The organism is Sphingobium baderi (assembly GCF_001456115.1).
GTDB classification, from domain to species: Bacteria; Pseudomonadota; Alphaproteobacteria; order Sphingomonadales; family Sphingomonadaceae; genus Sphingobium; species Sphingobium baderi_A.
Genome location: NZ_CP013264.1, coordinates 1,508,985 through 1,534,470 on the forward strand (window position 1 = coordinate 1,508,985; position 25,486 = coordinate 1,534,470).

The 25,486-nt window shown below is 60.3% G+C and carries 19 protein-coding genes; 13 read left to right on the plus strand and 6 right to left on the minus strand.

Going from position 1 to position 25,486, the window contains the following annotated elements; genetic code table 11:
- Positions 1-20: 20 nt before the first annotated feature.
- Positions 21-824 (plus strand): FadR/GntR family transcriptional regulator, encoded by an 804-nt coding sequence (locus tag ATN00_RS07595; RefSeq protein WP_231746463.1) that lies wholly within the window; start codon positions 21-23, stop codon positions 822-824.
- A gap of 63 nt (positions 825-887) precedes the next feature.
- A complete protein-coding gene (locus ATN00_RS07600; RefSeq protein WP_082635127.1) occupies positions 888-2,078 on the plus strand; it encodes a CaiB/BaiF CoA transferase family protein in 1,191 nt (396 codons plus the stop codon).
- A 38-nt stretch (positions 2,079-2,116) separates the two neighbouring features.
- Here ATN00_RS07600 and ATN00_RS07605 read toward each other — a convergent pair whose 3' ends face one another.
- Positions 2,117-3,256 carry an acyl-CoA dehydrogenase family protein gene (locus ATN00_RS07605; protein WP_062063632.1) on the minus strand — a complete coding sequence of 380 codons (1,140 nt, stop codon included), beginning with the start codon at positions 3,254-3,256 and terminating at the stop codon, positions 2,117-2,119.
- A gap of 122 nt (positions 3,257-3,378) precedes the next feature.
- Here ATN00_RS07605 and ATN00_RS07610 point away from each other — a divergent pair, with 122 nt between their 5' ends.
- On the plus strand, positions 3,379-4,611 hold the full coding sequence (locus tag ATN00_RS07610) for a LysR family transcriptional regulator (RefSeq protein WP_062063634.1): 1,233 nt from the start codon (positions 3,379-3,381) through the stop codon (positions 4,609-4,611).
- Between the two features lie 11 nt (positions 4,612-4,622).
- Here the strand turns inward: ATN00_RS07610 and ATN00_RS07615 are convergent, their stop codons facing one another.
- The 5 genes from ATN00_RS07615 to ATN00_RS07635 all read right to left on the minus strand — a co-directional run bounded on the left by ATN00_RS07615 (position 4,623) and on the right by ATN00_RS07635 (position 11,552).
- A complete protein-coding gene (locus tag ATN00_RS07615) occupies positions 4,623-6,110 on the minus strand; it encodes an aldehyde dehydrogenase family protein (protein WP_156415241.1) in 1,488 nt (495 codons plus the stop codon).
- A 19-nt stretch (positions 6,111-6,129) separates the two neighbouring features.
- Entirely contained in the window at positions 6,130-7,755 is a 1,626-nt protein-coding gene (locus ATN00_RS07620; RefSeq protein WP_062063635.1) for a GMC family oxidoreductase, read from the minus strand.
- Positions 7,752-9,062, minus strand: a complete 1,311-nt coding sequence (locus ATN00_RS07625) for an MFS transporter (protein WP_062063637.1) — start codon at positions 9,060-9,062, stop codon at positions 7,752-7,754. Before ATN00_RS07625 ends, ATN00_RS07620 begins: the two co-directional genes overlap by 4 nt.
- Before the next feature lie 111 nt (positions 9,063-9,173).
- Positions 9,174-10,040: a PDR/VanB family oxidoreductase gene (locus ATN00_RS07630; RefSeq protein ID WP_231746416.1), complete on the minus strand. Its 867-nt coding sequence runs from the start codon at positions 10,038-10,040 to the stop codon at positions 9,174-9,176.
- Positions 10,041-10,259: 219 nt separating this feature from the next.
- Complete coding sequence (locus tag ATN00_RS07635) at positions 10,260-11,552, minus strand: Rieske 2Fe-2S domain-containing protein (RefSeq protein ID WP_231746417.1); 1,293 nt, start codon at positions 11,550-11,552, stop codon at positions 10,260-10,262.
- Positions 11,553-11,940: 388 nt separating this feature from the next.
- Here ATN00_RS07635 and ATN00_RS07640 point away from each other — a divergent pair, with 388 nt between their 5' ends.
- From ATN00_RS07640 to ATN00_RS07685, 10 genes are all read left to right on the plus strand, one after another.
- Entirely contained in the window at positions 11,941-14,070 is a 2,130-nt protein-coding gene (locus ATN00_RS07640; protein ID WP_231746418.1) for a TonB-dependent receptor, read from the plus strand.
- A gap of 68 nt (positions 14,071-14,138) precedes the next feature.
- Positions 14,139-14,918 carry an SDR family NAD(P)-dependent oxidoreductase gene (locus ATN00_RS07645; RefSeq protein WP_062063643.1) on the plus strand — a complete coding sequence of 260 codons (780 nt, stop codon included), beginning with the start codon at positions 14,139-14,141 and terminating at the stop codon, positions 14,916-14,918.
- A gap of 167 nt (positions 14,919-15,085) precedes the next feature.
- Positions 15,086-16,129: an aromatic ring-hydroxylating oxygenase subunit alpha gene (locus ATN00_RS07650; protein WP_062063645.1), complete on the plus strand. Its 1,044-nt coding sequence runs from the start codon at positions 15,086-15,088 to the stop codon at positions 16,127-16,129.
- A 101-nt stretch (positions 16,130-16,230) separates the two neighbouring features.
- Positions 16,231-17,427, plus strand: a complete 1,197-nt coding sequence (locus ATN00_RS07655) for a Bcr/CflA family efflux MFS transporter (protein ID WP_062063647.1) — start codon at positions 16,231-16,233, stop codon at positions 17,425-17,427.
- 842 nt (positions 17,428-18,269) lie between these two features.
- On the plus strand, positions 18,270-20,642 hold the full coding sequence (locus ATN00_RS07660; RefSeq protein ID WP_062063649.1) for a TonB-dependent receptor: 2,373 nt from the start codon (positions 18,270-18,272) through the stop codon (positions 20,640-20,642).
- A 54-nt stretch (positions 20,643-20,696) separates the two neighbouring features.
- Positions 20,697-21,629, plus strand: coding sequence for a DUF7064 domain-containing protein (locus tag ATN00_RS07665; RefSeq protein ID WP_062063651.1), 933 nt, complete (start codon positions 20,697-20,699; stop codon positions 21,627-21,629).
- Position 21,630: 1 nt separating this feature from the next.
- Positions 21,631-22,809, plus strand: a complete 1,179-nt coding sequence (locus tag ATN00_RS07670; protein WP_062063653.1) for a phosphotransferase family protein — start codon at positions 21,631-21,633, stop codon at positions 22,807-22,809.
- A 3-nt stretch (positions 22,810-22,812) separates the two neighbouring features.
- Entirely contained in the window at positions 22,813-23,325 is a 513-nt protein-coding gene (locus tag ATN00_RS07675; protein ID WP_062063655.1) for a hypothetical protein, read from the plus strand.
- 43 nt (positions 23,326-23,368) lie between these two features.
- On the plus strand, positions 23,369-24,298 hold the full coding sequence (locus ATN00_RS07680) for a DUF7064 domain-containing protein (RefSeq protein ID WP_062063657.1): 930 nt from the start codon (positions 23,369-23,371) through the stop codon (positions 24,296-24,298).
- A gap of 14 nt (positions 24,299-24,312) precedes the next feature.
- Positions 24,313-25,485 (plus strand): phosphotransferase family protein, encoded by a 1,173-nt coding sequence (locus ATN00_RS07685; RefSeq protein ID WP_231746419.1) that lies wholly within the window; start codon positions 24,313-24,315, stop codon positions 25,483-25,485.
- Position 25,486: the final 1 nt, after the last annotated feature.

A 25,486-nucleotide genomic window follows, 5' to 3' on the forward strand; every position in this document is an offset into this window, starting at 1 on the left:
GAAGGAGGCATCTCTTGGACATGAAACTGGACTCAGAACGGATGATATCGAAAATTTCGGCGGATGAGCTGGGCTTCGCTCCCATAAAAACGCAGCGCGCCTTCGAGGTCATCTGCGAGCAAATTCGGGCACGTCTCGCCAGCGGCCTGCTCAAATCCGGCGACAAGCTTCCGGCCGAACGCGAGCTTGCCGCCGAGTTTCAGGTGAGCCGCAGCGCGCTGCGCGAAGCGCTGCGCAGTCTTGAGGTGGCGGGCATCATCCGGAATGTCAAAGGGGTCAAGGGCGGCGCGTTCATCCAGTCGGCCGAGCCCGACCGCATCGTGCAGGCGATGCAGGACTATGTGCATCTGGGAAACGTCTCGCTCGATGAGCTTACCGAAGCCCGTCTCGCCATCCAGGACATCATCATAAGGCTTGTCTGCGAACGCGCCACAGAGGCTGATTTCATCGAGCTCGAGGCGGTGGCCGAGCGGACCCGTCGTGAAACGACGGTGGATGCGCGCTACGAGTGTGCCGTACAATATTATGCGGTGCTCGCCCGGGCCACGAAAAATCGCATGTTCGGGATCTTCGTCGATTCCCTCTCTGCCATTCTGCACGAATTTGTGCGCGGACCTGATTATGAGACGCTGCAGAAATCGCTGATCGAATCGCGATTCAGGCTTATCGGGTATCTGCGCAAACGTGACGCCGAGGCTGCTGCGAGCGAAATGCGGCGGCATCTTGAGCGGGTACATCGTCACGTACGAAAGAATCTCAAAGCTGCCGCGAAGCCCAATCAGGAAACCACCGAGGCGACCCGCGGCTCTCGCAAGGCGCGTTGACCGGACGCCTACAATCCTTCAATAGGTAGGACCATTCAATCTATCTATTCGACAGGTGATGTGATGACCGACTCTGCTGGAAATGAGAGCCACGGCGCACTCGACGAGGTCCGTGTACTGGATTTCACGAGCGTGATGGCGGGACCCTTCGCGACCCGGATGCTCGCAGATCTCGGCGCGGATGTCGTGAAGATCGAATCGCTCGACGGCGATCAGGTGCGTTCCCGCCCTCCCGTTCGGGAAGGCTGCAGCGCCTATTTCGGTCATCTGAACGCAGGCAAACGCAGCATGGCCTGCAATCTCAAGTCGCCCAAGATTCGCTCCCTTATCCTTGACCTCGTCAAGCGCTTCGACGTTGTCGTCGAGAACTTCCGCCCTGGCGTCATGCAACGGTTCGGGCTTGATTATCAGGCGTTGTCCGCGATTAATCCACGGCTCATCTATTGTTCGATCTCGGGCTATGGGCAGCAGGGCCCCAAGGCGCACCATCCGGCTTATGCGCCGGTCATCCACGCGACCAGCGGGTTCGACATGGTCAACATGCACTATCAGGATGACGCATCGCGCCCGGCGGCCAGCGGCATCTTCATCGCCGACGTGCTGGGGGGCGTTCACGCTTTCGGCGCTATCCAGGCCGCGCTCTACCAACGAGAGAAGACCGGCAAGGGCCAGTATATCGACCTGTCCATGCTGGAGGCGATGGTCGGAATGCTGGTCTATGAGACGCAGGAGGCTCAATTCCCCGGTGGTGCGCGCCGGCCGCTGTACACGCCGCTCAAGACCCGGGACGGCTTCATCATGATCGCGCCAACCAGTCCTCGCAACTTCGAGCAGCTCAGCGATGCGGTGGGACATCCCGAATGGCGGGAGGATCCAAGATTTCGGACCGTTGCCGACCGCAATGCGAATTGGGCGACCCTGCTTGCTCTCGCCGAGGAATGGACCTGCCTGCGATCGTCTGAGGAGGCTGAGGAGATTCTGTCCGGGCACGGCGTACCATGTGGCCGCTACCGTGAAATGGCCGAGGTTCTCTCCGACCCACAGCTTGCCGCCCGCCAGGCTCTCACAACCATCAGCGATGCTGCGGGCCCCTATGCCGTTCCCAACCCGCCGTTCAGGATGAGCGGCTCGCGCGTGGAGGCTCGAAACCTCGTCGCGAGCCTGGGCCAGCATGGGCGCGCGCTTTTGACGGAGGAGCTTGGCGTGTCCCGGGACGACCTCGATGCCCTGCAAGCCGCAGGACAACTGATCTGACAAAAAAGGGGGAGGCCATCGGCGCTCCCCCTTTTCCCTTAGCGAAGCAACTCGCGGGCGATGGTGTTGCGCTGGATCTCCGAAGAGCCCTCATAGATCCGGGTGATGCGGATATCGCGATAGAGCCGCTCGACTGCAAAGCCCCGACAATATCCGCTGCCGCCGAAAATCTGGACGGCGGTATCGACGGTGCGGCTGCCCGCTTCGGTCGCGAAAAGCTTTGCCATCGATGCCAGTTCGCGGCTCTTGTCTCCCTGATCGTAACGCCAGGCAGCGTCGAGCAGGATCAGGCGAGCAGCGCGCATGTCGGTGGCCATATTGGCGAGATAGTGGCGGATCGCCTGGAATTCGGAGATGACGCCGCCAAAAGCGGGGCGGACTTTCGATTCATCGATCGCCAGCTCCAAGGCATATTCGCCCATACCGACGGCTGTTGCGCCGACGTTGATCCGCCCTTCATTGAGTCCCTCGAGGGCATAGCGGAAACCCTGTCCTTCTTCGCCGAGCAGCGCGTCGGCCGGAACTTGACATTCATCGAAGCTGAGTTCGAACACGCCGGGCGTCGCGGTGCCCATCAGCTCGATCGTGCCGGTAACGGCGAAGCCGGGCGTGTCGGCCGGCATCAGGAAGGCGGAGATACCGTTGCGGGCGCCCGCCGTCTTGTCCGTGTAGGCGTACACGATGATGTGTTTCGCCTTCTTGCCGTTGGAGATATAGGTTTTGCTGCCATTGATGCGCCAGCCATCGGCGTTGCGAACCGCGGTTGTACGCATGGAGCCCGGGTCGGAGCCGCTATTGGGTTCGGTCAGCGCAAACGCGATCGGAATTTCACCTGTCGCCATGCCGGGCAGCAGGGCAGCACGCTGTTCGTCGCTCGCATGATGGATGATGTTCTTGGCGCCTGGCCCCATGAGGGGTCTCAGTTCCGTCCAGAATTGAGGGGGGAGTCGGGCAAGCTCGATCTGCACCGCCGCCTGGGCCAGCGCACCGAGGCCCAGGCCGCCATATGCCTCCGGCAGCGCCATGCCGAAATAGCCGTTATCGACCAATGTCTGGCGAACGATCGGCGGAACTACCCCGGTGGCCTGGAACTCGGCTTCATAGGGAAGCAGATCGCGAACGATGGTTCGCGTAACATCACAAAATTCCTTGATGTCATCGGGGAGTTCAAAATCCATGACAATATCTCCGGTCATTGAGCGTTGATGGAAGGACCGGGCTTGGCTAGCATCTGTTTAATGGTCCGTCCATTTAAAATTTGTTTGGCTAGAGGCGTCACCTGGGATAGGCCTGCGCTCTGATGGCTGCCGACCCATTCGACATAAACCTGCGCCACCTGCGCGCTCTGATCGCCATCGAAGAGCATGGCAGCATCACGGCGGCCGCCGATGCCGTTAGTCTTTCGCAGCCTGCCTTGACGCAGGGCCTGGCGAAGCTCGAACGGCAATTCGGCTACACCTTCTTCGAACGGCGTTCCGGGGGGATGGTCGCCACGGCCATGGGGCGCATCGTTGTTGCACGGGCGCAAGCCGCGATCGAACATCTCTCGGCCGGAGCCAAGGGACTGTCAGCCGCATTCCTGCATCCGGATCGGCTGATGACCATGACCCAGCTTCGCGCGCTGCTGGCCGTCGCGGAAGCGGGTAGCTTTGCGGGCGCCGCGAATGTCACGGGGCTTTCGCAGACGGCCGTTCATCGAGCGGTCGGTGATCTGGAGCAGATCATCGGCGCGACGATCGTCGAGCGTCGTGGCCGTGTCGTCTGGCTCAACGCGGCGGGAAAGCGTCTCGCGCGAGGAACCCGCCTCGCGCTTGCGGAGATTTCGGCTGCGATCGTCGAGCTGGCGATCGATGGCGGTGGTGGAAGCGAACAAATCTCGTTCGGCGCGTTGCCGCTGTCCCGGCCACTGCTGGTCCCGGCCGCGATGGCGCAAATGGTGCGTGCCGAGCCGCGCGCCGCCTTCAAGATCCTTGAAGGCAGTTGGCGTGAACTGGTCGAACCGCTGCGCGACGGAGTTATCGACATGATCGTCGGCGCGCTTCGTCCCTATGAGATCGCAGATCTTTACCAGTTGCCGCTGGTTGAAGATCGACTGATCGTCGTTGCCGGCAGCCAGCATCCTCTTGTGGGGCAGGAGAATCCTTCCATGGAGCAACTCGCGTCCTATCCCTGGGTCGTATCACCGCCCAGCACGCCCTCCCGGGAGCAATGGGAACGCGTTTTCAAAGGGGCTTCTATGCCCGCAACGCCGATCGAGTGCAGTTCGGTGATGATCATAGGCCGACTGCTCTGGGAAACGAATTTCCTAACGCTGCTGTCGCCCGATCAGGTGGCACTCCAGATCCGAAGCGGACTTCTCGCGCAGATCGGCCAGCCTCTGGAAGGCACCAAGCGAACCGTCGGCATCACCACGCGTCGCAGTTGGCGGCCGACGGCAACGCAGCGCCGCTTTCTCGACATGCTCCGGGAAGCCGCGACGCAAATGCGATCCGAGGAGAACCAGCCCGGTCTGCGAGACTCAGGCTGGCTGTGAGAGGTTATGGTTTAGTCCAGCTTGATCCAGACGGCCTTGGTCTCGAGATACTCCTCGATATGATGCGGGCCTGACTCCCGGCCGAAGCCGCTCATGCCGTAGCCGCCAAAAGGTACGCCTGGATCAAGCACCTGATAGCAATTGACCCATACAGATCCGGCGCGAATGCCGCGAGCCATGCGATGCGCTGTGGCAAGGTCGCGCGTCCACACACCACTGCCAAGACCGAACTCGGTTGCATTGGCGCGCTCCAGAACTTCTTCGATCGTATCGAAGCTGAAGCTTGCAAGGACCGGACCGAAAATCTCCTCGCGCGCGATCGTCATCGTGTCCGACACATTGTCGAAGATGGTAGGTTGGATGAAATACCCACCGTCATAGCCGGTGCCCGAAAGACGCGCGCCGCCGACCAAGGCACTTGCGCCTTCAGCTACAGCGCCTTCCATGAAGCCGAGGATCTTTTCCATCTGAGGGCCTGAGACAACCGGCCCGATCTGTGTCTGCGGGTCCAGAGGATCGCCGACCTTCATCGTCTTCGTGAACGCGGCGAGGCGCTCCATGAATTCTTCGCGGATCGAGGAGTGGACATAGAGGCGGGTGCCAGCCGAACATATCTGCCCTGAATTGGCGAACACGGCCATGGCCGCTGCCGGCACCGCCTTGTCGAGGTCCGCATCTGCGAAAACGATGTTGGGGGACTTGCCGCCCAGTTCCACGCTCACACGCTTCATGGTAGGCGCGGCCGCGAGCAGGATTTTCTCGCCCACGCCGGTCGAGCCGGTGAACGCGATCTTGTCGACACCAGGATGAGCGGAAAGGGCGGCGCCGGCGTCGCCCTTTCCCGTCACGATGTTAATGACGCCCTCGGGGACCCCCGCTTCAAGGCACAATTCGCCGAAGCGGAGCGCCGAAAGCGGCGTTTGCTCTGCCGGCTTCATGACCAGCGTACAGCCGGACGCCAACACCGGACCGGCTTTCCAAACCGACATGCCGATCGGACCATTCCAGGGATTGATTGCAGCGACCACGCCAATCGGCTCCTTGAGCGTATGTGAAAGCACGTCGCCCGGCGCCGAATTGTCCAGCGTTTCGCCTGAAATCAGCGTCGCCTGACCGGCATAGTAGCGCAGCAGCGCGCCAGCGCGCACCTTTCCGAGCACGGTACGGCTGTAGGGCGCACCCAGGTCCAGCGTGTCGAGCATGGCGAGCTCATCGTAATGCTGCTCGACGAGGTCGGCGAGCCGCAGCATGATGCGCTGACGCTCTGCGCCCTTCATGCGGGCCCACGGGCCAGTGAGTGCGGCGCGAGCGACCTTGACGGCGCGATCGACATCTTCCGCGCAACCGTGCGCCACCATCGCAAGCAGGTCACCGGTCGCAGGGTTGCGCGTCTCGAACCTCTTTCCCGAAAGGGCAGGGACGCGCTGGCCACCGATCAGCATATCCTGTTCGGGTGTGTCGAGCAGGGCGGGGCGGGGAGGAATGGTCATCATATGCATGGGGCTCTCCTGTTCTGGTTCAGGCGGCTATGTTCGATTGAACGGCATCTTCGAGGATGAAGCGGGCGGCGCGCTCAGCGATCATCATGGTCGGCGCACTGGTATTGCCGCTTATGATCTCGGGCATGACAGAGGCATCGACGACGCGCAGGCCGGCGACGCCGCGGACCCGTAGCCGGCCATCGACCACGGCCATTGGATCGCTGTCGGGGCCCATCTTGCACGTGCCCGTGGGATGATAGGCGGTATTGACGATCTTGCGCAGCGCCGCATCGATCTCTGCATCGCTTTGATGTTGCGCACCCGGCTCGATCTCATTGCCGGTCATGGCGGCGAGGGCGGGCTGGGCGAAGATGCGTCGCGCCTCGCGGAAGCCGGCGATCAGCGTTTTCATGTCATAGGGGTCGGCGAAGAAATTGGGGTCGATAACCGGTTTGTCCTCCGGCCTGTTGCTCGCCAGGCGGACAGATCCCGCACTTTTGGGGCGCAACAGCTGTATGAGGCCCATATAGCCGTGCCGCCGCGGGACTGATCGCGCGTCGAGCTTCAGCCCGACCAGGAAGGTAATCTGGATGTCGGGGCGCCCGGATCCATCGGTGCAGAGGAAGCCGCCGCATTCCGCGACGTTGGAGGCCAACATGCCTTCCCGCTTCGCCAGATACCTGAAAGGGCTGGCAAGGATGCGGGGAAGAGCCTTGGGCGAAACCGCATAGGATTCGCCCGAAGGATTTTCCATTGCGACATGAACGGTGGGATGATCCTGCAGATGCGCGCCCACCCCCGGAAGGTGATGAACAGGCTTGATCCCCATCTCGCGCAGATGCTCTTCGGGCCCGACGCCCGAGAGCAGGAGCAGCTGCGGCGAATTGATGGCGCCAGCGCACAGGACAATTTCACGGCGCGCTGAGATCGTGCTCCGCGTACCGCTCTGCTCGATCTCGAGGCCAGTTGCGCGGCCGCGGTCGAAGAGGATGCGGCGGACCAGCGTGTCGGCCATGACGGTCAGATTGGGCCGGTGCAGGGCAGGATGAAGGAAAGCGCGCGCGCTGGAGAGACGCGTGCCGTTTCGCTGGTTGAGATCGTAGCGGCCAAAGCCGTCCTGTCTTTCGCCTGCAAAATCATCGTTGCGATGATGGCCGGCTTCAACCGCCGCGTCGACGATAGCGGCGGCGATTGGATTGAAGGAGCGCGGTTTCTCGACATCGAGTTCGCCGCCCTTGCCGTGCCAGGGCTTGTCACCTTCATGGTAATTCTCGACCGCCTTGAAGGCGGGCAGCACAGTGTCATAGGACCAACCGGTATTGCCGGCCTGTTCCCAGGCGTCATAATCCGCCTTCTGGCCCCGGATATAGACACCGCCATTGATCGCGCTGCAGCCTCCGAACAGCTTTCCGCGTGGAAAATTGATCTGCCGGTTACCAATTGCAGCGTTGCCGCTGAGCTGCTGTTTCCAGTTATATTTCTCATGCGGCAGCAGGAAGATATTGCCGACGGGCATCGCGGTCTTCAGGTTCACCGGCCACTTCCTGTCCGATGGTCCCGCCTCGATCAGGGCGACGCGAATGGCTGGGTCGGCTGACAGGCGGTTCGCCATCAGGCTGCCGGCTGAACCTGAGCCGATTACGATATAGTCGAAGTCACTCATGCGTTTGCGTCCTGCCGGCCGAGACGGGGGACATGGCCCCGCACGGTGATGAAACCAATGGCGTTGACCAGCATCAGGCCGGAGAGGACGCCGAAGAAACCCAGATTGCCGCCGCCGATCAGGCTGGCGCCGGCCACCGCGCTGACGATCGCGCCTGCACGTCCCGCAGCACCCATCAGGCCCAGCCCCCGGGCACGCACGGCGGTGGGGAAGGCATGTGCTCCGACCGCGAACATGGCCGACTGTGCGGCGCTGGCGAAAAGGCCGAGAGCGCCGAGGCTGGCGAGGACGGCGGGCTCGTTCCGCCCGCCTTCGATGGGGAGCAGGGCGAGGACGGCGCAAACAACCGCGCCAATGACTGCCATGAAGATAAGCGTGGGACGCGAGCCGAGCCGGATGATTGCAAGAGAGGCAAACATCGCGCCGATTGTGCCGCCGACGTTGAAGCTGGTGAGGCCCAGGCTCGCGGTCTGGAGACCGAAGCCCGCGCTGAACAGCATCGTGGGTGCCCAGTTGAACATCAGGTAGATCATGAACATGCCCGAGAACATCGCCAGCGAGAGGGCAAGGCTGTCCCGCAGCAATGCACCCCTAAGAAGAGCGCTGAACGGAGCGTGCGGCGCCTGCCCGCCACGGCCGGGTGGCTGCACGGCCGCCGGGTCGGGATGCCGGATGCGACGCAGGATGGCGTCGAGCTCGACGCGGCGGTCCGGGCGCTGGGCGAGGTAACGCGGGGATTCCGGCAGGATGAACCAGAGAAGAGTGACGAAGGCGAGGGTGATGATGCCACCCAGATAAAACAGCCAGCGCCATCCCAGCACCGGCAATATCGCCGCTGCGGCGACACCGCCCAATATGCCGCCGATCGACACACAGACTACCCCGAAGGTAACGGCCACGCTGCGCCACCGCGCCGGCGTGAATTCAGCGATCATGGCGCTCGCCGTGCCGGGAACGCCTCCCAGGCCGACACCGGCTATCGTCTTGAGGAGGGCGACATGCCATAGTTCGATGGAAAAGCCCGTGGCGAGCGTCGCGACGCCGAAAATCGCGACGCCAATCAGCAGGGCTCCGCGTCGCCCGAACCGATCACCAATCGCGCCGGAGGTCAGCGTGCCGATACCCATGCCAACAAATCCCAGGGCGAAGACAAAGCCAAGGGCATCGCGGCTGATGCCCCACTCCTTGAGCAATGAGGGGGCCGCAAGACCAAGCATTTGGTTGTCGAGACCGTCAAGTATGACGGTCGCAGCGATCATCAGGACCGCCCAAATCTGATATGAGGACAGGGGCAATGCATCGAGCATGCCCTCTCCCTCCTGTCTCATTGCGATACCTGCCAACGGCTTCTCCTCAGTGGGGATCATTGCCCCTTTTTATCATTCATCGGCCACCTATCCCTGGCCTCTTGCCGGATGCTAGATGTCGAGCACCAGGGTGGGCGTTTTCGATCCCGAGCAGCAGACCATGATCGACGTATTGGCCGCCTTCTCCTCGTCGGTCAGGAAATGATCACGATGATCTGGAATGCCATCCAGCACCTTGACCTGGCAGGTGCCGCAAACCCCCTCGGCGCAGGCAAAACCAATATCCACACCGGCACTTAGCAGTGCGTCGAGCATGGTCTCACCCTCCTCGACGGTGATGGTCTTGCCGCTTTTTGTCAGTTCCAACGTATAGCCGCCATCGGTCGCAACTTCCGTGTCGGCCGAGAAATACTCGATATGGGCGTGGCCCTTCGGCCGCGCTGCGTTCACCGCGACGAACGCATCCAGCATGCCCGACGGACCGCAGCAGTAAAGATGGGCATCGGCGGGGGCAGCGTCGCAGATCGCGCGCAGATCGAGACGTTGCCCACCAGGGATCGAATCGAACACGATGTGCGCCTGCGGGAAATTCTCCACGCGATCGACATAGGCCGCCCGTTCGGGAACCGCGGCGACATAGTGCAGTTCCCAGCTGCGGCCCAGGGCCTCGAGGCGGGAGACCATCGACAACATCGGCGTTATGCCGATACCGCCACCGATCAGCACGGTGTGCGCTGCCGATTCCTCAAGCGGGAAGTTATTCTTGGGTTCCGAGATTTCCAGTATCTCGCCGACCCGCCATTTCTCATGAATGTGGCGAGATCCGCCGCGGCTGTCGATCGTATGATGCACCGCAATCTCGTAATAGCTATGGATGGCGGGATCGTTGACGAGCGAGTAGCTGCGCGCGAGGCCAGGGGCGAGCTGCAGATCGATATGTGCGCCCGCAGTGAAGGCGGGAAGCTTTTCGCCCGGCAAAGGCTCCAGGATGTAACTGTTGATACCTTCCGCTTCCCAGCGGATATTGCGAAGCTTTACGCGCATCTACCTCTCCTCTTGGTGCGTAGCGCGCAGTGGCAATAAGTCTGAGACGCCATTGATCGACGCGCAGACCTTGCCCAACTCGTACCGTCACCTGTTCCTGATATATTGATGAAGGATTGGGACCGGTCATGGATAGCCGGTCCCGTTTAAAGCCTATTCCGCAGCCTCGATCTCATTGACCGGCCAACGCACGGCCTTGGCGAGCGCAGCCTGGTACGCTCCGGCGAGCGTATCGTTCGGATCGTGCAGGAAGGAGCCGGCGCGTGCCTTGTAGAAGACGTCGGGATTTTCGATACCCGGCGGCACCGTGCCCTTATTGGCAAACGCGCGGGCAGCCAGAAGAACCCGGCGGCGGACACGCGCGATCATCTGGTCGGTGGGCGCGAGGTTCTCGAAGCTGTGGTCGGTGATCGGACCCATGCTTTCGGTCACGGCCTGATCCTGCATCGTGATATTGGGGATGCCGGTGAACTGATGGCCGTTGCGCTGCGATTCCCGATCGATCGCCCAGTCATTGGCTTCGCTGTCGGTCGAACGCCAGCGGCCGAACCAGTCGGTCGTGTTGGGCGCATAGCTGATCTGGTCGAAGAGCGGCGTGCCGTCCTTGAGCGTTGAGTTGTAGGCGGGGTTGCCGGCGTCCACGCCGCAGGTGATGTCGAAAAGCATCGAATGCTCATCGTCCATCGGCACCCATGCGCGGGCGATGGCGCGGCTGACGAAGCGGTTATTGGGCGTCTGCGTCCAGAAGGGGAACATATAATGGGCAATGCGCCAGCTCATCTGGCCATCATCGTTCGGACGGTAGCCGCCATACATGACGCCCCAGTCGGACTGGGCGACTTCATATTCCGGTGCGCGGTTGAGCACAGTCGGGCGCATCGGATGGTCAGGTTCGAGATCGTCTGCTTCGATGCCGCCGACGTGGAGGAAGCCGACATGGCTGGTGTCGATATCTCCCTCGAGCGCCTGAAGCCAGTTGCAGTCGCGCTGCAGACACCAGATCTCGGCTTCGGGGTGCATCGTCGCCTCGATTTCCGGGAGCGGCGGCGGGGCCGCCTGGTTCTCACCCATATAGACCCAGATCAGGCCATTGGCCTCATAGGTCTTGTAGGCCTTGGCGTGCACCTTCTCCTTGAAATCCATGCGCGCGGGAACGGACGGCATATCGACGCACTTGCCGTCGACGTCGAACTTCCAGCCATGATAAACGCAGCGGATGCCGTTTTCCTCATTGCGACCGATGAACAAGGAGGCACAGCGGTGAGGGCAGCGATGGTCCATGATGCCGACCCGACCCGAACTGTCGCGGAAAGCGATCAGCTTTTCGCACAGGATCATCAGGCGAACCGGATCGCCATCAGCCGTCACTTCCGACGAAAGGCATGCCGGCAACCAATATTGCCGCATGAACGTCCCCATCACCGTTCCGGGACCTACCCGGGTCATATCTGCGCTGTCTGTCGATTGCATGATTCAGGCTCTTCCTTGACGTTTTGATGAACGCTTGCGCAGTGACCTTATCTCAAGCCACAGCGAGGCGCGGAAATTCCAATCATCATCGGATAGCCCGCGTCTCTGGCTGCCTCTAATCGGAACTTGGTCGTACCATTCAAAAACCGGGACGTAGCTATTGCCGCTTGCTTCAACTTGCTGTCTTACCCCGTGACCCAAGGCGAAAAATCGCCCACACACACAGGGGAGATGCTCGGCAATGCCTTTCAATCACAAGCTTTATTCCGCGCTCGCAGGCGTCATGCTTGCTGGTATTTATGGACCTGCTGCGGCTCAAACGTCCGCAGATGATCAACAACAGGACAATGCGCAGCAGGAGCAGGTGGCGGGCGACATCATCGTCACGGCGCAGCGGCGCGAATCGACCGTCCGGGAAGTGCCCTTTTCGATCGCGGCCTTCGGCGGCGAGGCGCTGCGCAATAGCCAGGTTTTCAGTCCGACGGCACTCACGCAGCAAATGCCGGGAATTACCATCAACACTTCAGACAAGTCGCTATCGATTGTCGCGATCCGTGGCAATGTCTCCACGTTCCGTACCGCCACACTGGACACGCCCGTCGCCTATTTCATGGACGACGTCTACTATGTCTTCAACAACGACCTCAACGCCAACTTCTTCGATACCGACCGTGTCGAAGTGCTTCGCGGGCCGCAAGGAACATTGTTCGGGCGAAATGTCGTGGGCGGCGCAATTGCGGTCATCACCAACAATCCCGCCTTCAAGGATGACTATTTCTTCCAGGTCACAGGCGGAAATGGCGGCTTCATCCGCACAGAGGGCATGGTCAACGGCACACTGGTGGACGATAAGATTGCGGCGCGTTTCGCCTTCAGTACCGAGAGTTCCGATGGACTTATCGACACGCCCAATCAATCCGGCAGCTATGGGAAGACCGATGGCTATGCCATGCGCGGCAAGCTTCTGTTCGAGCCGACAGACACGCTGAAGATCATTCTGTCGGGCGACTATAGCTTCACGAAGGGTAATGGTGGTGCCATCAGCCTGGGGGTTGGCGGTGTCCAGCGGATTCCCGCCACCTTTGGAAGCTATGATGACAGCGAGTGGACGAACAACGACTATGCTCGATCGCCCTATCGGCAGCGACTGCGCGGTGGCTATTTACGCGGCGATCTTGACCTGCTGGGCGGGACGCTCACGTCCATAACCGGCTATCGCATGAATGACAGCCGCGCGATCAACGACGATGTGCCGGTCGCGACCGTCGTGCCCGTTTTCGACCGCAGACAGGTGGTCAAGAACCGAAGCTTCACGCAGGAAGTCCGCTTCGCGTCCGCGCCCGGCCGCTTTTCTTATGTGGTCGGCGCCTACTTCCTGTCGGCGGACGTTTCGACGACGAACATCTTCTACTATAGTCCGTTGCCGGGTTCGGCAGTGAATGCCACTGTGCGGCGTAATCCCCAGGTGACCAACATCACACGCGTGCAGGATGGCAATATTCGAAGCATTGCGGTCTTCGGCGAGGGCACGTTCGAGATAACGGATCGATTGTCCCTGGTCGCCGGTGGCCGCTATACGTCTGATCGCAAGAAGATCGACTATCATGCTTTCTCGACCACCGACGCAGGGTCGATTCCCGGTTTCGGCTTTCCTGGCGAGGTGTTTGCGTCGGGCGGCAAGACTTGGGACGCTTTTACGCCCCGTGTTACGCTGAAATATGCGCCGGTCGACAAGGTCAATATTTACGCGACCTGGGCGAAGGGTTTCAAATCCGGCGGCTTTGTCGACAATGCCTACCTCAACCCGACGCTACCGCTCGAGCCGGAGAAGGCGCAAAACTACGAGATCGGCGCCAAGACCCGGCTGTTCCACAACATGCTCGACTTCAACGTCGCACTGTTCCAGCAAAAGACCAAGAACCTCCAGAATTTTTCTGGCGCGGGCGGCATTGCCCACACCTATAATGGCACGCTCAAGATGAAGGGCTGGGAAATCGAGTCGGTCCTGCGTCCGGTCGACGGGCTGCGGCTCACCGGCAATTACACCCATTTGATCGGCGAATACACGTCGTTGCGCGACCCGCTGGTCAATCTCGACTATTCGGGCAACCCGGCCAAGTTTGCGCCGCGCGACAGCTTCACGATCGGCGCAAGCTATGACCTGTCGATGGGCAATGGTGCGAAGCTGACGCCTCAGGCAGACTTCAACTATTCCAGCCGCATATCCACGGACGACGCGAACACTCTGCGCCTCTACGACAATCTCTACAACGACACGAAGGGGCGGACACTCAATGCCCGTCTCAACTATGAATCCGCCAATGGGCGCTGGACGCTTGGCATATGGGGAAAGAACCTCACCAACAACTATCAGATCGTCAACGCCGACGATATTACCGCCTTCCTTGCGATGCCTGGCAATGGCACCACCTATTGGAAGATCTTCACCAACACACCGCGGACATACGGGGTCACTTTGTCCGTGCGACCGTAAGTCCACTTCGCCCCGGGGGAGGATGCGAGTCCTTCCCCAACTCTTTCATCCCTATTCAGGATCCACCAATGGCCGACAGCTTCGATCTTCCCGCAAATGGCAGTTTCTCCTTCGATGGCCGTACGGCGCTCATCACCGGTGGCGGCCGAGGCGTTGGGGAAGCGATTGCTCGGGAGATCCATGCGGGTGGGGGCAGAGTGGCTGTGAGCGATGTCGATCTGGCGGTAGCCCAGGAAGTCGCGGACTCGCTCGATCCCAGCGGCGCAAGCGCCGTCGCTCTACAACTCGATGTCCGGGAGAAAGCAGATTTTCTTGCCGCCCGCGACCGTATCGCGTCGGAATGGGGGCGGATTGATATCGTTGTCAACAATGCAGGTTTCGCCAAGCGGACGCCCACCCAGGACATCACACCCGAAGAGTTCGACGCGATCGTCCAGGTCAATATGCGCAGCGTGTTCCTGAGCTGTCAGATCTTTTCCGAGCATATGCGGGAAAGCGGATATGGCCGGATCGTCAACATCACCTCACTCGCAGGGCAGAATGGAGGGACTGTCGCGTCGCCTCATTATGCCGCTTCAAAAGCCGGAGCGATCATGCTGACCAAATATTTCGCGCGATACCTGGCAGGAACCGGCGTAACCGTGAACGCCATCGCACCTGGACCGATCGACACTGCGAAGGCGCGGTTGTCGCCTGAGCAGATCGCTCGGGTTGAAGAGGAGGTTCCGATCGGCCGGTTCATGACGGTGAGCGAGATCGCCGCGGCCGCGGCGTTGCTCGCGTCGGATCGCGGCGGTTTCTTCGTGGGAGCCACACTCGATATGAATGGGGGGCTGTATCTGCGCTAACCCTGGGGGCGAAGCTATGTTCAAATCTCGTCCCTGTTTTCTTATGGCGATATTGGATTGCGATTGGCAAATCGATACCATGTGATCCTATCGTGCCGGAATAGTTTAATGGAGACGGCTGCGTGCGTGGATACGGGTAGTCGTTCGCCTGGCTGAGGAGAGGTCGGATGTTCATCTACAATACCTGGTATGTCGCTGCATTCGCGCATGAAGTCGCCCCCGGCAAAGTGCTTGGGCGGCGCTTTCTGGACAGGCCGGTGGCCCTATTTCGTACCGAGGATGGTGAGATCGCTGCCCTCGAGGATCGGTGCAGCCACCGGGCTATGCCGCTGAGCGCGGGCCATGTCGATGGGCAGGTGATCCGCTGCTGCTATCATGGCGTAGAGTTCGACAAGCGCGGCGCCTGTACCCGTATTCCTAATCAGTCCCGCATCCCCGCAGCCGCCAATGTGCGCTCCTATCCAGTTGTCGAGAAGGATCATCTGATCTGGATCTGGATGGGAGAAGCCGCGCTGGCCGATCCCGATATTATCATCGACAACCCCGAGCATAACGACCCAAGCTGGACGTGGCGGCCATACAACTTCCCGGTGAAGGCAAACTGGCAGCTGATCATCGATAACATCATGGACCTGACGCATGTTCCCTATATTCATGCGCGGACCATTGGCGGTAATCCCGAGCAGCATTATGGCGCCGATACGAAGGTCGAGTTCGACGGTCGCAAGGTGACCCTGCTACGCAAGATGCCCAATTCCGTCCCGCCTAAATCCTATATCGACGCAGGTGGCTTCAAGGGTCGCGTCGATCGCTGGCAGGAAGTGCGGTTCGAGCCTGGTATCGGCATGACCTGCCGGGTAAACGCGGGCGGCTGTGACGTTGGAACGGGCGCTTATGAAGGCAAGCGCGACAATGGTTTCATGCTTGCCAACAATCATTTCATCACGCCCGAGACTGAAACGACAAGCCATTATCTCTGGACGATCTGTACGACGGCGTCCAAGGAAAGCGGCGTCCCCGATGTGCTGTTCGACCAGTTTTTCGACACCATCACCGAGGACGAGGAAACACTCGCGGCGCAGCAGCTTCGGATCGATGACGAGCCAGGCCGGGCCTTTGTGGGTATCGCGAGCGATGGCGCCGTCAATCAGGCACGGCGTGTGCTTGAAGCGCTCCAAAGCGCGGAGGATGTCGGCTCGATCGCAGCCTGATCGCCGCTGGCAACAAAGGGGTGGAGCGCTATCCTGGCTGTCGCCCGTAGTGGCGGGCAACGGATGGGATTGCGTCTCGGCGGCGATTGACCCCGGATAAGATGGTTACTTCATCGACTGCTGAAGGCGAGCAAAAGTCCCGCCCACCACTCTGGCTGCTCGGAACGATCACGCTGTGCGGGACGCTCGGTATCCATATCTTCGCGCCCGCGTTGGCTCTGGCGGTGGCGGATCTCAGGGCAACGCCCGTGCAGTTGCAGCTCAGTATCAGCGTCTATGTGTGGGCGCTTGCTGTAGGCCAGCTGGTCCATGGTCCCATGGCTGATCGTTTCGGCAGGCGGCCGGTACTGCTCGGGGGCATCTTTCTCTATACAGTATCTGGCGTGGCGGCGGCGATGGCCGGATCCTCCGATGTCCTGATCGCGGCGCGCCTTGCGCAGGCGCTTGGCGGATGCTCCGGCATGGTGATCGCTCGGGCCATCGTCCGCGATGTGAGCATGAATTCCCAGGCGGCTCGCGATCTGGCTCGCCTTAACCTCGCGATCCTTATCGGTCCAGGAATCGGTCCCCTGATCGGCGGCGTTGTGGCGACGGCCTTTGGATGGCGCGCCGTTCTTCTCGTGCTCGCGCTGTTGGGGATTGTCGCCTTTCTCTCCGTGCTTATCCTGCTACAGGAAACGAACAGGGCGGGCGCGCAGCGAGGGAATATCGTCCTACATTATGCGGCGCTCGCGCGATCGCGCGCTTTTCTGGGATATGCGCTGGGCGGTGGATGTGTGACGACGAGCTGGTATGCGTTCATAGCTGCCGCGCCTTTCCTCTATCAACATCAGTTTGGCCAGTCGGCACGGGTGACGGGTGCGTGCCTTGGGATCGTTGTCATGGGCGCCTGGGTCGGCAGCTTCCTCGCGTCCCGTCTGGCATCGGCATCGCCGACGCAGCGCCTCCTGGTCCTGGGCCACTCGCTCTGCGCGCTCTTTGCGAGCGCGCTGTGCATTGTGATGATGTTCGATCTGGCATCCGCAATTGTCGTTACGGCGCTCATGTTTTTCTACACGTGTGGCGTTGGGTTGGCTGGGCCCGCCGCGCTCGCCCAGGCTACCGCGATCAAGCCAGACATGGCCGGATCCGCCTCAGGACTTTATGGCTTCTTCCAGATGGTCGTGGGCGCCGCAGCTGCTGCGTCGGTCAGTTTGGGTTCCAATCCCGGGAGGGCGGCCGCGATAGCCCTGCTGGCGAGCGCAGCGCTTGCCCAGGGGTTTTTTCTTGTCGCGCGGCGTCAGGCTCTCCCCGGTTGATTAGGGAGCACGGGCTGTTGATTTCTCAGCGCGATGGACGATCTCTCGAACCGTCCAACGCTTGGAAGGCTACGAACTTGGTTGCGAGGTTATGAACGTCTCCGATGCGATCCAACACTCGCTTCGAGCCTGACTAAGGTGCTGCAGCATCACAGCCGCCTTTCCCGAAACCGTCTGCACTGTCAATTCCAACGCTGAGACTCGCGCGCACCCGTGTTCGGTGCCTATTCAAACATCAACTCGATATTCAGTTTCAGGGATGCGATGTAATTTATACATTAATATCAATAAGTTAAAAACAATGAGGGTTCAGAAATCGTACAATGGTTAGACCGATTTATATTTGACGCTTTTTGCACGTCACGACTAAAGTAACTGCAACATCCAATACGTAATTGTCCGCAAGCGACAAGGCAGAGGGGGTAGTCTCATGGCGACGTTGTGACGACGGTCGGTTGGCGGGGTTTGCCGTCACCGAGCGCAATTCCCTCCCCATCGCAGATTGCTACGGTGGCTTGCTTCCATGTCGCGGCAATCTCCCGGCTGCAAGCAAAGCTCCGCTTGAGACCTTTCCGCCTCAAGCCGATGATTGGGCAGGTGAAACGATATTGTCGGTCCGCATGGCCCAGCGGATCAGTTCATCCCAGAGCGAAAGCCTGGAAGCAATAGCGCAGGGGCACCTGCACTTCTCTGTCTTTAATCTAATGGATTGACGCCGTGCCGCGCCTTTTGGCGATCTGGCGCAGGTTAAAACGCGCCTGGTTCTCAAAAAATATAAGAGATGCAGATACCAGAGTGTTTAGACCCTAATAGAGAATAACAATATTAATTTGGAGGGGATCATGAAAACTAAATATAACGTGCTACTTGGATCGGCAAGTCTTGCCTGCCTGCTTGCGGCCTCACCTGCGCTTGCGCAACAGCCGCAGTCTGCTGCAACGCAAATCGATACCAGCGATGCTGCCGATATTGTCGTCACTGCCAACAAGCGGCAGGAAAACATCAATAAGGTGGGCCTTAGCATCACCGCCGTCTCAGGCGAAGCGTTGCAGGATCGCAAGGTCACCTCGCTCGAGGATATCGCGAGTGTGGTTCCCGGCCTTGCCTTCGCATCGAGTACCGCCAATACGCCGATTTTCACGCTGCGCGGCGTGGGCTTCAATGAGAGTTCGCTAGGCGTCTATCCGGCCGTCAGCGTCTATCTTGATCAAACGCCGCTGCCATTCCCGGTGATGGCCAGCCACACCGCTTTCGACCTCGAGCGGGTCGAAGTTCTCAAGGGGCCGCAGGGGACGTTGTTCGGCCAGAACAGCACGGGGGGCGCGATCAACTATATCGCGGCCAAGCCCACTAACAGCTTCGAGGCTGGCGGTGACATCAGCTATGGCCGTTTCAACCAGATCGAGGGTAATGCCTTCGTCAGCGGTCCGATCACGCCGAACCTGCGTTTCCGCCTGGCTGGAACGGCTTTGCATTCGGATGATTGGCAGAAAAGTTACACGCGCGACGACAAGCTCGGCGAGCAGAATTACTATGCTGGCCGCCTGCTGCTCGACTGGGATCCGACCGACACGATCCGCTTCGCGCTTAACGTTAATGGGTGGCGGGACAAGTCGGACCCGCAGGCACAGCAACTGGTGCTGAAATTTGGCCAAATCCCCGCCTATGCCTCGCCCGCTCTGCTGAATTATCCCTTCCCGCGCGACAACGCCCGCACGGCGGATTGGTCGACGGGCGACCTGCGCCCGCGCGCAGACAGGAAATTCTTTCAAGCGGCGCTGCGCAGCGACTTCGACCTGACCGACAATCTGACGCTGACGTCGATCACGTCCTATGACGACTATAAGCAGAATCAGGTAACCGACGGCGACGGTATGAACCTGATCATCTTCGATCTCGAGAAGAATGATGGGTATATCCGGTCTTTCAACCAGGAACTGCGCCTGGCCAACGACCAGACCGGTACATTCCGCTGGATATTGGGCGCAAACTACGAAAAGAGCACGACCTTCGAAAATCAGATCCTGCGCTATATCGACAGCACCAATTACAATCCAAACAATCTGTACATCAATGCGAGCGGGGTCACCAACAAACAAAAGATCGAGAATTACGCCTTCTTCGGCAATGCCGAGTACAAGCTGACCGAGGAATTGACGCTCAAAGCCGCAGCCCGCTATACGCAGAGCCGCAACAATGTGAACATCTGCGGCTATTCGCCTGGCGATGGGCATGTGGCAGACCTGTTCAACCTGCTGGGATCGTTGCTGAGTTCCGTGCCCTTTACGCCTATCGGGCAGACCGACTGTTATACGCTGAACGAGACCAACACGCCGGGCGAGCCCTATGTACGGACGCTGAAGGAAGACAATGTCTCCTGGCGCGCGGGCATCGACTATCAGGTGACGCCGCAGACCCTGATTTACGCTAATGCCTCGCGTGGCTATAAGGCGGGTTCGTTCCCGAGCCTGGCTGCGGCGACCTACGCGGCCCTGGCTCCAGTGACGCAGGAATCGGTTACGGCCTATGAAGCCGGGGTGAAGACGCAATTGTTCGATCGCAAGGTCGGGTTGAACTTCGCTGCTTTCTACTATGACTATCGCGACAAGCAGATACGCGGCAAGACCACCGACCCGATCTTTGGCATTCTGGATGTTCTCGTCAATGTTCCCAAGTCCCGCATTCAGGGCGCCGAGGCAGATCTGACGCTGCGGCCGACAGACGGACTCACTATAACGGCCGCCGGCACCTTCCTGGATTCCAAGGTGCAGCGCTACGACGGCCTCAACGTCATCGGTGCGACCGATAATTTCCGGGGGGATCCGCTGCCCTTCACGCCGAAATGGTCCGGTTCGCTTAATGTCGATTACAAGGTTCGCATGCCCAATGGCGGATCGCCGTTCATCGGCTTCACGGTAACCGGCCGCAGCGCGTCCGACGCGACGCTGGGCGGTCGCCGAATAACCTTCCCGGCTTCGCCCGCCACGATCCTGAAGCCGGGTGTTGACTACATCTACAAGATCGATGGCTACGCGACCGTGGATGCACGCGTCGGCTATGTTTCCGACGGCGATCGCTGGCGCGTGAGCCTGTGGGGCAAGAATATCTTCAATGAATATTACTGGACGAACGTAATTCCCGCCAACGACAGCTCTGCACGCTTCGCGGGACGGCCGGCGACCTACGGCATAACGTTTGGCTTCAATTTCAACTGATCAGGGTGCGGCCGTCTTCATGGCGACCGCACCGTCCCGGCAAGAAATGAGGGTATGATGACCGAACTGACCACCGCATATATGACTGAAAACTGCGAACGTCACATACCGAATCCGGCGATCCCGAAGTGGAGCCAAAGCTATTATTTCAATTTCTACGATCGCAAGGCGAAGCTGGGCGGGTTCATCCGCTTCGGCTTCATGGAGAATATGGCTGAAACCAACGGTTTTGCTATATTCTTCAAAGATGGAAAGCCGCTTTTCACTCGGCTGAACATGCACCTCCCTTATACGAGTGATCGTCCCGAGGGCGGAGTGACCGTTGCGGGTGTGCGGCTGGAAGCCGTCCAGCCTCTCCAGGCCTGCCGGATCACGATAGACACCGAGGATTTCGGCGTCGACCTCTTGTGGGATCAGCGCTTCGCGATGGGCGATAGCATCGTGCCGAGCGAGGGCAGCGACGATGCGATCGCCCGCGAGCTGGCCTTTATCCACCTGGAGGGCCCCTGCGACGTGACCGGCACGGTTCGTGTGCGCGGCGGCGATATCATCGAGATCAATGATGCGGGTTTCCGCGACATCAGTTGCGGTCCGCGTAACTGGGCAGGCGTACAGCATTATCGCCTGGCTTGGCCGATCTTCGACAATGGCATGTCCTGCGTCGCTGTCCATGCCATCACCGAACATGGCGACAGCTATCAGAAGATCCTGCACGACGGCGAACGCTGGCATCATATCGGCAAGGTCGAGGAAGTTATCGAGTATGAGGCCGACGAGATGGGCTTCCGGCATGTCCATTGGAAAGTATGGGACGAGGACGATCGTCTGTGGGAATTTACGGCCCAGCCGCTGTTTCGCTGGCAATTCCCCTTCGACACCTTCGTGATGGTCGAACAGATGATGGAATACCGGCTGAGTGACGGGACCATTGGCTACGGGATGGGGGAGAGCGGTTTCCGTTTCCCCTGGGAAGGCAATGGCAACTGACATGAGCGACATTCTCCACTCGCCCGTCGTGGACGGCATCGACATCTGGAACCGCGACGACATGGAGCCGCGTATCCGGGAGATTCTCGACCGGACGGTGCGCAATCGCGCGAAAGGCCCCTATGCCGCGAAGACGGATGAAGAAGTGATCGCCATGCTCACACGCTACTTCACGGCCGAGGGACTGGAGGCGGTCGCCATCTCCGACGTGTTCCGCCTGGCTGGGGGGGCCTCGAAGGAGCAATTTGCTTTCACCTTGCGTCACGGCGAGGATGAGACGGGCGAACGCCTTGTCCTGCGCATGGACCCGCTGGAGGCGATCTCGCAGACCTGCCGCGGCCGCGAGGCGCAAATCCACCAGGCATTCGTCGATATATTGCCGGTTGCGTCAGTACGCAGCGTTGATGCCGACGGAGAGATATTGGGCCAGCCCGCGATCATCCTGGGCTTCGTGCTCGGCGTCACCGAACCCACGCAGGGCACCGGCCATGGCTTTTCTGGCATCGGAACACGCTATGACGATTGGTCGGCGAAACTGACACCCCAGTTTATCGACGCACTGGCGCAGGTGCACCGCTTCGACTGGCGGGCGGCTGACCTTTCCTTCTATGCCGCGCCTCAACCCGGCACGCGGCAGGCGGCGATCTGGCAGGTCAACTGGTGGTCACAGGTCTGGTGGGATGGCGTGGTTCAGCCTGTGGCGTTGCTGACCTACGTCGAACGCTGGCTGCGCGAGAATGCGCCGGTGTGCGAACATCCCGTGATGACACATAGCGATCTGCGGCTGGGCAATTTCATGTTCGAGGAACCGAGCGGAAAATTCACCGCTGTCCTCGACTGGGAGCTCGCCCACATCGGCGATTTCCATGAAGATATCGCCTGGGCCATTCAGCGGCTGTTCGGGACATGGACGGAGGATGGCGACTTCCTTGTCTGCGGCCTCATTCCGCGCGGGGACTTTTTTCGCGCCTATGAGGACGCTTCCGGCAATCGCATCGATCCGGTGAAGCTGCGCTATTATGAGGTGCTGAACGCTTACAAGTGCGCGGTCATCGACCTCGGCCAAGCGATGCGCGCCGCGACGCAGAGCAACAACCACCAGGATATTATCCTGACATGGCTCGGCTCGGCCGGGGCTGTCTTCCTCGAGCAACTCGTCACGCTGATCAGGGAGGCTTGATCCATGCTACCCAATATCGACCTGCGCATCGCCAACATGATCAAGGCACTGGAACAGGTGATCCTGCCTGCGTTGCCTCGCGAACAGCGGCAGGCGCGGGATCAGGCGATGCTGGTGGCCGGTCACCTGGGGATGATAGGCGAGCAGTGGAAATCCGCCCTGCGCTACGAACAGGTGAGCCTCGACGATCTGGCCGGGCTGGCGCGCCAACTTCTGCCCGATGCTCCTGAATTGCTCGGACCCCGGCTCGAGAACGCGCTGGCTGCTGCGGAGGCGTGTGACCGCGTCAATATCGCTGCGCTCGAACAGGCCAATATCGATCTCGGAAACGCCGTCGATGCGGTCATTTTGGGGGGCGAGGATCATGCACCGCTCAGCCAGGCGGCGTCCGATGCGGTGCTCGCTTATGGGCTGCGCCACGCACGGCGTGAGCGGACGTGGTTCAAAGCAAATCACCTCGATCCCGATCGGGACGAGCTGCCCGCCATTGCGGAGATTTTCGCAGGGGCGGACTGACGCCTGCGGCCGGGGAAAATGAAATAAGGAGAGGAACCCAGAGATGCCGGAAATCACGAAAGAATTTGCCGCCTTCCCTGTCGAGCATGCTTATCGTCACAAGCTGGCGGACGATGGTCGGGAATCGGCGACGCACCAGTTCGTACTGCCGCAATATGGCATCGCCGGCTTCTACTATCCCACTGTACGCGCCAACGGCCATGCCAAGGGGCGTCTTCACCTGTTCGGCCCCGCCTTCGAGGCGCCGATCGAGGAAGAGGTGGAGCTGATGGTGCCACCGGACATGGACTTTGACGACTGGCGTTTCGGTCCGCTGCTCATGGCAGTGCGCGAGCCGTTCAAGACGATAGACCTGGGTTGGGTCGGGGACCGTATCCAGTTCGAAGGCCAGTGGAAGGCGATCCATCCCCCCTATGCGTTCAGTTCGCACCCCAAGGGCAACCCGCCCTACTACGGTGATGATCGCACCGAACAGCATGGCATCATTCAGGGCAATTTGCGCGTCGATGGGCGCGACTATCCACTCAACGACTTCATGATCCGGGACCATAGCTGGGGGCCGCGTGTCTGGGGGCTCAACCAGCACTACAAGTGGATTCATGCGACGACGCCGAGCGTGTCAGTCCATTTTTTCGAGATGATGTCCTTCGGCAAGGTTGAGACGCGGGGATATCTCTACAAGGACGGTGTTATGCGCCATGTGGCGAGCGTCGATTACGACATCGATTTCGATGCCGATATGATGCACGATCGCCTCCGCGTGACCGTTACGGATACGGACGGGCGATCGGTCTTCGTCGATTGCAAGGCATTCGCCAAGTATCAGCTGGATCTCGACCCGGTCGTGCTGCTGAACGAGTCCGTCGTCATCGTGACAATTGATGGCGAGGAAGGCACCGGCTGGTGCGAGTTCTGCTGGAATCGCGACTATCTGAAATTCGCGACACCCTATGTCCAGCGCTTTGCATGGTGAAGGAGAACGCCACCATGCGGACGCCGCTCGCAGCCCGCGATGACGTTGATATCTGGGACCGCTCCGAAATGGAGCCGCGGATCCGCCACGTACTGGAACGTACCGTTCGCCTCCGTGACACCGGCCCCTATCGGCCGAAATCCGATGTCCAGGTCACGGCCATGCTGGAAGGGTTTTTTGCTGCGAAGAACCTGAGAGGCGTTGCCGTCACCGACGTCGAGCGCATGTCCGGAGGCGCGTCGAAAGAGCAGTTCGCCTTTACCCTCACGCATCGGGGCGACCGCACAGGTGAGCGACTGGTTCTGCGCATGGACCCGTTGGAGGCGATCGCCCAGACCTGTCGCGGTCGGGAGGGCGAGATCCAGATGGTCATGGGCGAGCATATGCCGGTGGCATCCGTGCGCTGGTTCGATGCCGATGGAGACCTGTTGGGACAGCCTGCGGTGATCCTTGGTTTTGTCGGCGGAGTGACCCAACCCAGCGAGGGCGGTAGCGCCGGCGTGTCGGGCATGGGCGGTCGGTTGGGCGCGCTCATTGATCGGCTCGCGCCCCAATATGTCGATGCGCTGGCGACGACCCACCGGTTCGACTGGGCAAGCGCAAACCTGCGCTATTTCGACGCACCGCGCCCCAACAGTAACCAGGCGGCGATCTGGCAGGTCAACTGGTGGTCGCAGGTATGGTGGGATTGCCTGGTGGAGCCGGTGCCCGTCGTAACGCTGGCGGAGCGCTGGCTGCGTGAAAATGCACCCCCGTGCGATTCCCCGATGCTGGTCCATGGCGATCTGCGCATGGGAAACTTCCTGTTCGAGGAGCCGAGCGGACGGTTCACAGCCGTGCTGGACTGGGAACTGGCTCATATCGGTGACTTTCACGAGGATATCGCCTGGACCATGCAGAAGCTGTTCGGCGCCTGGGGAGATGACGGTGTCTTTCTGGTCAGTGGTCTGCTGCCGCGCGAAGATTTCATTACCCAGTATGAGGCAGCGTCCGGCAATGTCATCGATCCGACCAGGCTTCGCTACTACGAGGTACTCAACGCCTACAAATGCGCGGTCATGGACCTGGGACAGGCGATGCGGGCGGCTGCCGCCAGCAATAATCATCAGGAAGTGGTGCTGACCTGGCTGGGATCGGCTGGCGCTGTCTTCCTTCACCACATCGTCCAGCTGATCAGGAAGGACTGAG